Here is an 11,582-nt window from a genome sequence, read left to right as displayed (position 1 = left end):
GGTGTTAAAGCCGGGGATCTGATTAAAAACTACGCCCCAATAGTGGGTGGAAAAGGAGGAGGAAAACCGGATTTCGCCCAAGGCGGAGGTAAAGATGTTAATAAAATAGATGAAATGATTCAAAAAGCTAGGGATGAGTTTGGAATTTAGAATTGAAAATGAAGAATAGAAAAGTTCCGAGTTCTAAGTCAAAAATTAAAAAACAATATTACATATATTCTGTATTCTGCTTTAAGCTTTGTGCTTTTAGTTTTACGCTTTAACAAAGGATGAGAGGATGAAAGTTTTATTAGTTGAAGATGACAAACAGTTAGGCAGGGTGCTTAAAAAAACACTTGAAGCCAAAGGTTACGATGTCAACCATATAGAAGACGGGGAGGACGCTTTTAACGATATACTTATCAACGAGTATGACGTTTATCTTCTTGATATAAACCTGCCTAAAATAGACGGACTGAAACTTATCAAACTTATACGCCATAAAAATCCCGACGCTATAATAATAATGATTACGGCCTCCGCCGAAATTGAAGATATGGAAAAAGCCTATGGTGAAAATTATGACGGATGTGACGAATATATAAAAAAACCTTTTCACAGCGAGGAACTTCTTCTTAGAATAAACCACTGGTTGAAAGTAAAAAAGGAAACGCGTCTCAAAGGCGGTACGGTCGATTTTAAAATAACGATAGAGAATATGGAGTTTTATTTCGACACCTTTGATTTGTATATTGACGGAATTTTGGCGAATCTCAGGAAAAAAGAAAAAAGACTTTTGGCTATTTTACTTAAAAACATAGGCAAAACCGTCTCTAAAGAGGAACTTGTGAGTTTCGTGTGGGAAAACGAAGAAAGAAAAGAATATCCTTTAAGACAGCTGGTAAGCGAACTTAAAAACAAACTGCCGGGGGATTATATAACTTCCGTAGTCGGGATAGGATACAGGTTTGATAAAAAATAAAATAACGCTTAACAAAGTTATTTTTATTTTTTTTTTAATAGTCATTTCGGTAACGTTTCTGTTTTTATATATACAGTATAAAAACTCCAGGGAAATTCTTATTAAAAGTTATATAAACAAATACGCTTTGGGCTCTTTGCAGATAAAAGAGAAGTATAAAAATATTTTCGACAAGGCTTTGTATATTTTTAAAAGTCACGAAGAGACCGATATGCAAAAACTTTATCTTCTCTCCTTTTTATACGAAAAAAACAGGTTTGATCTTCAAAACATAGCCAAAATACTTAATTCCGGCGTAAAAACGGGCCATTATGAAATTTTTTTAATCGACAGAAATTACAAAATAGTAAAGGCCACCTATAAACCGGACGTAGGTTACGATTTGGGAAAATTTCCCGCTTTTAAAAAAGTGCTTGACAAAGTTTTCAGCGGCAGCAGGAAAATAGACGTTTCCAATATCTTTTTAGACGTTGCGTCGATGAATCTTAAGAAATATTATTTAATCCGTTCCCCCGACAAAAAATATCTGCTCCAGCTTGCTTATGTGGTGGATATTTACGGAGATTTGAAAAAAATTTACTGTTTTGTAAAATCTTCCGTTAAAGATATGGAAATATTTTTTTTAAACAGATATATGATTTTCCAAATAGATTTGAAAAAAAGATATCATAAAAAAGAATCGCTTCCGAAACTTTATAAAAATTCTCTGAAAATATTAAATGAAATTGCAAGCTGTGAAAAAACGGCTGAAAATAATTTAAGTGTGTTTTCGAACGAGCATCTTTTTAAGAAAGTTGTTAATATTTTTAAAAACAACAACAACATTTTGAAAAAACTCGATTTTGACAAAGGCGAACTTACCGTTTATATGCTTATAAATTCGGTTTTTGATCAAAACAGCAACCGGGTTATTATAAAAACGGTTTACGATATTAAAAATTTAAAAGAGGATTTGCATAAACTCTTAAACAACCTTATTATTACCTTTTCTCTTTTAATTCTGATTTTTCTGTTTTTATACATCGTAATTATTTACAGGGCGTCTTATACGATTATCAAGCTCGTATCTTATATGAAAGAGAATAAAACATGTCTGGAATGCAATACGTTTATAAAGGAGATTGACGAGCTTAAAGAGAGTTATAACGCTTTGCATTCCAAACTTAACAAGGAAATAGACAAAAACAAAAACCTTTTGGAACTGAACAGGCGTTTTATACTTGATACCATACATCAGATCAGAACGCCACTTAATGTGATTATGCTGAATATGGATATGCTTAAATTGGAGGTAAAAGACAAAAACGTGCACGAAATCATAGAGGAGATAGACGCCGCGGTTGCCATGCTTACAAATTCGTATGAGGATTTGGCATATCTCTCTTCCAACAATACCGCCATTACGTATAAACCGGCCCATATCAATATTTCCGAAGTTTTAGAAGAAAGAATTAATTTTTTCAATACGATTGCCAAGGTGAACGATAAAGTTCTTATTAAGGATATACAAAAAGAGATAGTGTATTTTATCAACCGTATAGAATTTGAAAGGATTGTGGACAACAACATCTCCAACGCCATTAAATATTCCTCCGAGGAGGAAATATACATCGAACTGAAAAAAGAGTACAATAAAATAGTGTTGAAATTCAGATCATACGGGGAACCTATTAATGAACCCGAAAAAATTTTCGAAAAAAACTACAGGGAGCAGGTACACAAAAGAGGGCTGGGTCTCGGGCTTAATATAGTTAAAAATATTTGCAATAAGTATTCAATCAAATATCAGGTCTATTATGAAAATGAAATGAACGTGTTTAAATATATATTTAAAGTTTGATACAATTTCAATAAAAAGGTTATTATGATACTTTGCAGCTCTTCACCCACAAGGGCCAAACTGTTAAAAAAAGCGGGTATTGAATTTGTGCAAAAAAGCTGCCCGTTTGACGAAGAAAACGTGTGTGCCGAAGATCCGTACGAATTTGTTACGGTAGCGAGTTTGGGGAAATTCAAAAGCTGTATGGAATGTTTTTCAAACGAAAATATCGTTGCGGCCGACACCGTTGTGACGGACGGGAGGGAAATATTAAGAAAAGCGAAATCAAAAGAGGACGCAAGATATATTTTACTTAAACAAAGCGGAAAGGAAATAAGAATAGTGACTTCCATGTGGGTCAGATACGGCGGCAGGATTTTTTCGAGGCTTGACGAAACCGTTTACGAATTTTACCCGTTCGATTCGAAAGATTTGGAAAATTACCTAAGTTCCGGAGAATGGCGGGGTAAAGCCGGGGCGTGCATGGTTGAAGGATTTTGCAGAAAATACATAAAAAGTGTAAAAGGGTACGAATCCACGGCAATGGGTTTATGTACGGAGGAACTTATAAAAATAATAGGAGGGGAAAATGTTAATTAGGGAAATTCAAGAATTTCAAAAAATCAGAAAAGATGCGAGGGCTTATTTTTGTTATCTTCTCCAAAGAAACCTGCCTAACAGGCTGCCGAACATAAGCATAGACGTCGTATACGAAGGCCTTGAGAGAATAGTTCACGAACTTCCGGGTGCGAATGCCGCTTACATACTTGATGCGGGAGGGAAACAGATAAGCAAAATGATTACCGTAAAGGAAAGGTACAAAGATTTTCATGTTGAATTTAACCAGGCGAACCGTACCTATTTTTATAAAGCCGTCAAGGAAAAAAAATGTATTTTAACCGATCCGTATCCGAGCCTTATAGGAGGGGATATGGTGGTAAGCGCGGCTATGCCCGTTTTTAACGACAAGGGCGATTTGCTGTATGTGGCGGTTATAGATCTCCCCCTTGAGGAGATTTTAAAATTCGTACACCACGAAAAAGGGGAAACCTGGGCGCACAATTTTAACAGGGTGGTTTACGGCATATTTGCGGCCGCTCTTTTTGCGATATGCGTGCTTTTGTTTTTTGACGGTATAAAAATGTTTTTTACATACACCCTTCAAAACATAGACGTAAAAAAAATGTTCGAATCAACGATTTTGATCACACTTTCCCTGGCGCTTTTTGATTTGGTAAAAACCCTTCTTTTCGAAGAAGTGATAGGGGAAAAAGAGGATCATCCTTTCGCCATCCATAAAACTATGATTAAATTTTTGGGAAGTATCGTTATAGCGCTCGCCATCGAAGGGCTTATGCTCGTATTCAAATTTGCAATGATAGCCCCTCAGAAACTTATGTACGCCGCCATGCTGCTTGCCGCCGTAACGTTTTTATTGGTCGGTCTTGCATATTATATGAAAAGCGTGGGGAAAGACATTAAATAATTGAGAATTGAGAATGGAGAATTGAGAATGAAGATTGGAATAGTTGATTACAATATGGGTAATCTTGCAAGCGTAAGCAACGCGTTTAAAAAAATAGGAGCTGAGGCTGAAATCGTAAATGACGCCGATAGACTTAAAAATTTCGACAAACTTGTTTTTCCGGGTGTAGGGGCGTTCGCGGACGCAATGGAGCATTTGAAGCAGACGGGGCTCAATGAGGCTATAAAGGAGTTTGTAAATAGCGGGAAATATGTAATAGGGGTGTGTCTCGGTATGCAGCTTCTTTTTGAAAGCAGCGAAGAATTCGGCACTCACAAAGGTTTGGAAATTATTCCCGGAAAAGTTGTGAGGTTTGACAAAAACAGAATGGCCGGACATAAGGTTCCGCATATGGGCTGGAATAAGATGTTTATAAAAAAAGAGAGTCTTTTTGAAGGGCTGAAAGATCCTTATTTGTATTTCGTGCATTCGTATCATACTGTCTGTGATGAAAAATACGTAATAGGAAAAACGCTTTACGGGTATGAGTTTGTAAGCGCGGTTAACAAAGACAATGTGTACGGGTTTCAGCCTCATCCGGAAAAAAGCCACAACGCGGGACTTAAAATACTTGAAAATTTTATCAGGCTTTAAGGTAAAAAACAATGCTTAAATATATACAAGTCAAACATTATAGAAGGTTAAAAGATTTTCATTTAAACGGTTTAAACAGAATAAATATTATTACAGGTCCGAATGATATAGGTAAAACATCTGTATTGGAAAGTTGTTCTTTTGCAGTGCTTAATTCACCAAACTCTTTTTTGTTAAACCTTTTTAACATTTTAGGAAGAAGGGATCCCGAAATTCCTTTGAGAAATCTTCAAAATGGTAATATTGAAATGCCACAGGTTTCAATTATTAAAAAAATCCGTGAAAGATATAATTCTTTTAGTATAAGAAGTAATATTTCAGAAATTAATTTTATTAATGCAAAAGATGAAATTGATAAACTATTTGAAGTTGATTTAAATGGCAATAAAAAAATATACAGAAATTTAATAGACCCTAATTTACTTGATGAAATAGATTTGGATAACACTGTTTTTATTGTTGATTGCGGAGGAAGTGTGATAAAACTTAAAGAATGGTATGGGCGTGTTCAAACAAATGAAGATGAGGATTTTATAAATACAAATATAAAAAAATTCGATCCCAATATTGAAAAGTTTAAAATAATACATAATGAACCTGCTGTTAAAATTAAAGGAAAAAAAGAGTATATCCCTATAACGGAGCTTGGAGAGGGATTAAAAAGATTTATATTTTTTATGCTTGCTTTTTATAAAGTTAAGAAAAAAGGATATGTGTTTATTGATGAGCTTGAAAATGGAATTTGGTATAAAAACTATGATTTAATGTGGGAAAATATAATTTATCTTAGTAATAAATTTGATGTTCAAGTGTTTATAACAACGCATTCAAAGGAAATTATTGAATCATGTGTTAGGGTATGTGATAAAGTTGATTTCGATGAACTTTGTTTAGTTGAATTGTTTGAAAAAAATAAAAAAGTTGATTATATGTTATTTAACAAGATGACATTAAAATTGGAACTTGATAATAGCTTTGAGGTTAGGGGATGATAGCAGTTATTATAGAGTCTGCACTTAAAGGTTCACAGGAGAAAAATCATTTGGTACGTATTTTAGGGTTGAATGAAGTTGAAGCTAAAAAGAATGAATATATTGATATGAAAGGCAGAACAGTCGTTTTTTATCAGATGGGAGGAAAAGGTGAACTTTTAAAAAAGGAAAAATACGAGGCTATAATTCAAAAGACAGAGAAACTGTTTTTTGTTTTGGATGCAGATGAAGATTTTGAATTAACCAAAAATGAAATTGAAAAACTGATTTCTGTGTTAAATGTTTCTGCTGATTATTTTATTAATTGTGACCCGGAAATAAAAAAAGGCAATTTGGAAACACTTCTTTTAAAATGTGTAAAAGAAGAGTTAAAAAGCTGTTATAGTGATTTTTTGGTATGCTTAGGTAAACAAAAATTGGAAAAATATACAGAAAAAAATATATTAAAAAAACTTTTTGAAATAAAAAACCCACCTTATAATCTTGAATGTGTGTTTTTTGATAAATTAAAAAATAAATTTTACAGTTTATAACAAGGAGATTAAATGATAATTTTTCCGGCGATAGATTTAAAAGACGGTCAGGCGGTAAGACTTACCAAGGGAATGATGGAAAGTGCGAAAGTGTACAGCAGCGAGCCTTACGAGCTTGCGTTGAAGTTTGAGGAAATGGGAGCCGAGTGGCTTCATATAGTTGATCTTAACGGCGCGTTTGCGGGTGAGCCTAAAAATATAAAGCAGATAGAAAAAATAAGAAAAAACACAAATCTTAAAATTCAGCTCGGGGGCGGAATAAGGGATGAGGATACCGTAAAAAGGTATCTGGATTTGGGAATCGACAGACTTATTTTAGGAAGTGTCGCCGCTAAAAACCCTCAAAAAGTCATTGAACTTGCCGATAATTATCCTATAGCCGTCGGCATCGATGCAAAAAACGGAATGGTCGCCACCGACGGATGGGGAAAAAGCGGTGAAATAGAAGCGGGCGAACTTGCGGCGGTTTATAAAAACTCTAAAATTGAGTGTATAATTGCAACGGACATATCAAAAGACGGAACGCTTAGCGGGTTGAATATAGATTTTATACTCGATATACAAAACAGATCGCAAAAACCTGTCATAGCAAGCGGAGGCGTTGCCGGCGAGGAAGATATTAAAAAGGTAAAGGAAAACGGAATTTACGGTGTGATTATAGGTAAGGCGTTTTACGAGGGGAAAATAGACCTTGAAAAAATTTTAAAGGAGTATTCATGGGAAAAATACTGGTAGTGGACGATTCATCCACAATGAGAAGAATAATAGTCAACACCCTTTCCAGGCTCGGTTTTAAAGAAACTCTTCAGGCTGCCGACGGAGTGGAGGCGTGGGAGGTTTACAACACGCATAAAAATGAAATAGATGCGATTATTACGGACTGGAATATGCCCAATATGAACGGTTTGGAACTTGTAAAAAAAATAAGGGAGGTTGATCCTAAGATTCCTATTATAATGGTTACGACCGAGGGAGGTAAAAAAGAGGTTATTATTGCACTTAAAGCGGGGGTTAACAACTATATCGTAAAACCTTTCACCCCTCAGGTGTTAAAAGAGAAGCTTGAAACGGTTTTGGGAAGCAAATGAAAAGCAGTTATTTCGAGTTAAGAGTAAAAACCGATTCCTTTAAAGACGAAATAGAAAATTTTTTAATGGAGCGTTTTTACAACGGCATAGAAGAAAAGGGGAATACTCTTATATTAAGAAGCGAGGACGGTTTTGAACCCCTTGTGGAAGAGCTGAAAAATTATGTAACCGCCTTGGAGGAGATTTTTAACACCGAAATTAAAATAGAAACTTCTATAGAAAAAAAATCGAATAAAGACTGGATTAAAACATATCAGGAATCGGTAAAACCGGTAGAAATCGACGAATTTTACATACATCCGAGCTGGTATGAACCCAAAGAAGGCAAAACGAACATATTAATCGATCCGGCTTTGGCTTTCGGAAGCGGACATCATGAAACCACGAGAAGCTGTGTAAAAGCCCTTAAAAAATATGTAAAAAAAGGCGATTTTTTACTGGATGTCGGATGCGGAAGCGGAATACTCGGTATTGCGGCGAATAAGCTCGGTGCTAAGGTTGACGCGTGTGACACGGATCCCCTTGCGGTAAAAAATGCGAAGGAAAACTTCGAACTTAACGATGCGGCTTACGAAAATATCTGGCTTGGCAGCGTAAAAGACGCTGATAAAAAGTATGATATTGTCGTTGCAAACATCATTGCCGACGTTTTAATGTTTATAGCCTTCGATTTGAAAAAGAGGGTTAACGGTTATTTAATACTTTCGGGTATAATAGACAAATACAAAAACCGAGTGCTTAAAAAATACGAAGAGTTTGAACTTATAGAAGAGATACCCGAGAACGAATGGGTTACATTAATACTTAAAAGGAAGTAGATGGCAAACGGACAGAATAATAACGACAATAATTTTTTTAATAAAAACCCCCTGATACTGTTTATTATATTCGCGCTGGTGATTATAGTGATTTTCAGAAGTATCGCACCGAGTGCGACGGGGGAAGTGAGCGCGATTGTAAACGGAAACCAGCCGGTTATGCATTTGACATATTCGGATATAAAAAAACTGGCTGAAGAAAAAAAACTCGAATATGTGGCGATAGGAAAAAACACCTTAAAAGCGAAACTTAAAGACGGTGGTATCGTTACGGTGCAAAAAGTGCCCGGGGATACGACGCTTATACCGATTTTGGATAAAAACAACATACCCTACGGCGCTATGAACGACAGCAACTGGCTAAACGACCTTATATTCGGATGGATTATCCCTATATTTATATTTTTTGCCATATGGATGTTTCTTGCAAGCCGTATGCAAAAAGGCATGGGGGGAGTGCTTGGGGTCGGTAGCGCTAAGGGACTTATAAAAAGTGAAAAACCTAATGTGAAATTTTCCGATGTGGCGGGTAATGACGAGGCAAAAGAGGAAGTTGTGGAAATTGTGGACTTTTTGAAAAACCCGGAAAGATATATAGACTTAGGTGCCAAAATCCCTAAAGGCGTTTTGCTTGTGGGCCCTCCCGGAACTGGTAAAACGCTCCTTGCGAAAGCTGTGGCCGGGGAGGCGGACGTTCCTTTTTTTGCGGTAAGCGGAAGCAGTTTTATAGAAATGTTTGTGGGTGTAGGTGCCGCAAGGGTCAGGGATCTTTTCAACCAGGCCAAAAAAGAGGCTCCGAGTATCATTTTTATAGATGAAATAGACGCAATAGGTAAAAGCAGGGCGGCAGGCGGTATGATGGGGGGCAATGACGAAAGGGAGCAGACTTTAAACCAGCTGCTTGCGGAAATGGACGGTTTTGATTCCAACGAGCCCGTAATAGTCCTTGCGGCCACCAACAGACCGGAAGTGTTGGACCCGGCCCTGCTAAGACCCGGAAGATTCGACAGGCAGGTTTTGGTCGACAAGCCTGACTTTGAAGGAAGGGTGCAGATTTTACAGGTTCATATTAAAAAAATAAAAGCCGGCAAAGACGTGGATTTAAAAGAGATTGCCAAAATGACGGCCGGGCTTGCCGGCGCGGATTTGGCTAATATTGTAAATGAAGCCGCGCTTCTTGCGGGAAGAAAAGGGAAAAAAGAAGTCAACCAGGAAGAGTTTGTCGAAGCGGTTGAAAGACAGATAGCCGGACTTGAGAAGAAAAGCAGGCGTTTAAACGAAAAAGACAAAAAAATAGTGGCTTATCATGAAAGCGGGCACGCCGTAATAGCAGAAATAACGCCCGAAGCGAGAAAAGTTAAAAAAGTATCGATTGTCCCGAGGGGTCTTGCCGCACTCGGTTACACTCTTAACCTTCCCGAGGAAGACAAGTATTTGATGCAAAAAAGCGAGCTTATAGCCGAAGTGGACACGCTTTTAGGCGGACGTGCGGCCGAGGAGGTGTTTATCGGCGAAATATCTACGGGTGCGGGCAACGACCTTGAAAGGGCGACGGATATTATCAAATCTATGGTAATGATTTACGGTATGACGGAAGTGGCGGGCCTTATGGTTCTTGAAAAGCAGTCTAACAAGTTTTTAGGAGGGGGGTTCGCACAAAACAGGGATTATTCCGAAAAGATGCAAGAAGAAGTCGACCGGTTTATAAAACAGACCCTTGAAGAGAGATATAAACACGTTAAAAACGAACTTAAAAAATATGCTCCCGTAATAGAAAAGATGGTTGTGGAGCTTTATGAGAAAGAGGTTATCGAAGGTGAAAGGGTGAGGGAGCTTATTAGGGAGTTTGAAAATCCTGAAAAAGACGGGGGTAACCATGAAAACGGAAATAATTCTTAAAGAAGGTTACCCGTTTATTTTTGCAAGCGGGGGACTTTTTTTATTGTCTTTGATTTTTCATTTCGGCGTGTTTTTTCAAATACTTTTTTTCATAATATTTGCATTTTTCGTATATTTTTTCAGAAATCCGGAAAGAATTCCCGAAGACGAAAGCAAAGGAGCCGTTATTTCACCGAGCGACGGCGAAATTGTAGAAATAACGGAAACGGTTGCACCGCTTACGGGTGAGGAGATGGTGAAAATTTCAATCAGGCTTTCGGTTTTTGACGTTCATGTTCAAAGAAGCCCTATTGAGGGCGAAATAACGGCAAAAGAATATATACACGGACTTTTTTTGTCGTTAAACTCCGATAAGGCGAGCGAACTGAACGAACAGCACAGGGTGCTTTTTTCAAACGGTTCAAGAGTTGTGGTCAATCAGATAGCCGGGTTTGTTACAAGAAGGATAGTGGATTTCGGTCTGTTCGGAAAAGTGAAACTCGCACAGAGGTACGGAATGATTATGTTCGGAAGCCGGGTTGATTTGTACGTGCCTAAAAGCGCAAAAATAAAAGTGACGGAATTTCAGAAAGTAAAAGCGGGTGAAACTCTGATAGGATTTGTTAATGAAAATTAAATTTGCATATTTGATACCGAATTTTTTTACGGCTTTAAGCGTGTTTTTCGGGGTTATGAGTATTATTGCCTCTTCACAGGGAAAATTTGAAAAAGCTTATATTTATATAGTTTTTTCCCTGATTGCCGACGGTCTTGACGGAAGGGTGGCAAGAATCACGAACACCACCAGCAAATTCGGTGTGGAGTTCGATTCGTTGGCCGATATCGTCGCTTTCGGGGTGGCGCCCTCTATGCTTCTGTTTTTTTCTATAGGGGAGCATTACGGAAGGTTCGGGGCGCTTGTGAGCGGACTTTATGTGGTCTTCGGGGCTATCAGGCTGGCAAGGTTTAACGTAACTACGAATGAAAATGACCCGAGATATTTTATAGGCCTTCCTATTCCCACGGCTGCGGTGGTGCTCGGAAGCTGGGTTATGCTTGATGTAAGCTATAACAGCGGTTTTGACCTTCTGATTTTAACGGGGGCGCTGTTTTTAGGATTTTTAATGGTTAGTAATTTCAGGTATCTGAGTTTTAAAAAACTCGATTTGAATAAAAACATAGCGCTAAAAGTTTTAATAGGCATAATCGTGCTGGCTTCTTTTATATACCTTTATCCTATAGAAGCCATTGCCACTATTTTAACTATATATGCTTTTTACGGTGTTTTCAGGGGAGTAAAAGGGTATATGAAGGCCATTAAATCTAAACGATAATTTTTTTCCGTTGACAAAAGATTAAATTTGATGTAAAATA

At 37.2% G+C, this 11,582-nt stretch carries 14 protein-coding genes; all 14 read left to right on the top strand.

Annotation, left to right across the window (positions count from 1 at the left end):
- The coding region (locus tag ACXJIE_RS09585; RefSeq protein ID WP_456480754.1) for a DHHA1 domain-containing protein at positions 1–150 on the top strand (150 nt) is incomplete at its 5' end.
- Positions 151–277: 127 nt separating this feature from the next.
- Complete coding sequence (locus tag ACXJIE_RS09580; RefSeq protein ID WP_456480752.1) at positions 278–961, top strand: response regulator transcription factor; 684 nt, start codon at positions 278–280, stop codon at positions 959–961.
- Complete coding sequence (locus ACXJIE_RS09575) at positions 948–2,801, top strand: sensor histidine kinase (RefSeq protein ID WP_456480751.1); 1,854 nt, start codon at positions 948–950, stop codon at positions 2,799–2,801. Before ACXJIE_RS09580 ends, ACXJIE_RS09575 begins: the two co-directional genes overlap by 14 nt.
- 24 nt (positions 2,802–2,825) lie before the next feature.
- Entirely contained in the window at positions 2,826–3,380 is a 555-nt protein-coding gene (maf, locus tag ACXJIE_RS09570; protein ID WP_456480750.1) for a septum formation inhibitor Maf, read from the top strand.
- Positions 3,370–4,266, top strand: coding sequence for a PDC sensor domain-containing protein (locus ACXJIE_RS09565; RefSeq protein WP_456480749.1), 897 nt, complete (start codon positions 3,370–3,372; stop codon positions 4,264–4,266). The genes maf and ACXJIE_RS09565 overlap by 11 nt, the downstream gene beginning before the upstream one ends.
- A gap of 27 nt (positions 4,267–4,293) precedes the next feature.
- Complete coding sequence (gene hisH / locus ACXJIE_RS09560) at positions 4,294–4,899, top strand: imidazole glycerol phosphate synthase subunit HisH (RefSeq protein ID WP_456480748.1); 606 nt, start codon at positions 4,294–4,296, stop codon at positions 4,897–4,899.
- Between the two features lie 11 nt (positions 4,900–4,910).
- Positions 4,911–5,891, top strand: coding sequence for an AAA family ATPase (locus tag ACXJIE_RS09555; protein ID WP_456480747.1), 981 nt, complete (start codon positions 4,911–4,913; stop codon positions 5,889–5,891).
- Entirely contained in the window at positions 5,888–6,424 is a 537-nt protein-coding gene (locus ACXJIE_RS09550; protein WP_456480746.1) for a hypothetical protein, read from the top strand. The genes ACXJIE_RS09555 and ACXJIE_RS09550 overlap by 4 nt, the downstream gene beginning before the upstream one ends.
- Before the next feature lie 12 nt (positions 6,425–6,436).
- Positions 6,437–7,159: a 1-(5-phosphoribosyl)-5-[(5-phosphoribosylamino)methylideneamino]imidazole-4-carboxamide isomerase gene (hisA, locus tag ACXJIE_RS09545; protein ID WP_456480745.1), complete on the top strand. Its 723-nt coding sequence runs from the start codon at positions 6,437–6,439 to the stop codon at positions 7,157–7,159.
- Positions 7,141–7,512: a response regulator gene (locus ACXJIE_RS09540; RefSeq protein ID WP_456480744.1), complete on the top strand. Its 372-nt coding sequence runs from the start codon at positions 7,141–7,143 to the stop codon at positions 7,510–7,512. Before hisA ends, ACXJIE_RS09540 begins: the two co-directional genes overlap by 19 nt.
- Positions 7,509–8,330 (top strand): 50S ribosomal protein L11 methyltransferase, encoded by an 822-nt coding sequence (locus tag ACXJIE_RS09535; protein ID WP_456480743.1) that lies wholly within the window; start codon positions 7,509–7,511, stop codon positions 8,328–8,330. Before ACXJIE_RS09540 ends, ACXJIE_RS09535 begins: the two co-directional genes overlap by 4 nt.
- Positions 8,331–10,229: an ATP-dependent zinc metalloprotease FtsH gene (gene ftsH / locus ACXJIE_RS09530; protein ID WP_456480742.1), complete on the top strand. Its 1,899-nt coding sequence runs from the start codon at positions 8,331–8,333 to the stop codon at positions 10,227–10,229. It abuts the gene before it with no gap.
- The gene (locus ACXJIE_RS09525; protein WP_456480741.1) at positions 10,207–10,845 is read left to right on the top strand and encodes a phosphatidylserine decarboxylase; all 639 of its coding nucleotides are present in this window, start codon (positions 10,207–10,209) and stop codon (positions 10,843–10,845) included. The genes ftsH and ACXJIE_RS09525 overlap by 23 nt, the downstream gene beginning before the upstream one ends.
- Entirely contained in the window at positions 10,835–11,542 is a 708-nt protein-coding gene (gene pssA, locus ACXJIE_RS09520) for a CDP-diacylglycerol--serine O-phosphatidyltransferase (protein WP_456480740.1), read from the top strand. The genes ACXJIE_RS09525 and pssA overlap by 11 nt, the downstream gene beginning before the upstream one ends.
- Positions 11,543–11,582 lie beyond the last annotated feature (40 nt).

This window comes from Nautilia sp. (assembly GCF_053994455.1).
Note: the sequence above shows the minus strand (reverse complement) of the source record. Positions and strands in the feature narration are given on the sequence as shown.

Coding starts and splice junctions, on each gene's coding strand:
- ACXJIE_RS09580 (WP_456480752.1), top strand. CDS start 278: ATGAAAGTTTTATTAGTTGAAGATGACAAACAGTTAGGCAGGGTGCTT.
- maf (WP_456480750.1), top strand. CDS start 2,826: ATGATACTTTGCAGCTCTTCACCCACAAGGGCCAAACTGTTAAAAAAA.
- ACXJIE_RS09565 (WP_456480749.1), top strand. CDS start 3,370: ATGTTAATTAGGGAAATTCAAGAATTTCAAAAAATCAGAAAAGATGCG.
- hisH (WP_456480748.1), top strand. CDS start 4,294: ATGAAGATTGGAATAGTTGATTACAATATGGGTAATCTTGCAAGCGTA.
- ACXJIE_RS09555 (WP_456480747.1), top strand. CDS start 4,911: ATGCTTAAATATATACAAGTCAAACATTATAGAAGGTTAAAAGATTTT.
- ACXJIE_RS09550 (WP_456480746.1), top strand. CDS start 5,888: ATGATAGCAGTTATTATAGAGTCTGCACTTAAAGGTTCACAGGAGAAA.
- hisA (WP_456480745.1), top strand. CDS start 6,437: ATGATAATTTTTCCGGCGATAGATTTAAAAGACGGTCAGGCGGTAAGA.
- ACXJIE_RS09540 (WP_456480744.1), top strand. CDS start 7,141: ATGGGAAAAATACTGGTAGTGGACGATTCATCCACAATGAGAAGAATA.
- ACXJIE_RS09535 (WP_456480743.1), top strand. CDS start 7,509: ATGAAAAGCAGTTATTTCGAGTTAAGAGTAAAAACCGATTCCTTTAAA.
- ftsH (WP_456480742.1), top strand. CDS start 8,331: ATGGCAAACGGACAGAATAATAACGACAATAATTTTTTTAATAAAAAC.
- ACXJIE_RS09525 (WP_456480741.1), top strand. CDS start 10,207: ATGAAAACGGAAATAATTCTTAAAGAAGGTTACCCGTTTATTTTTGCA.
- pssA (WP_456480740.1), top strand. CDS start 10,835: ATGAAAATTAAATTTGCATATTTGATACCGAATTTTTTTACGGCTTTA.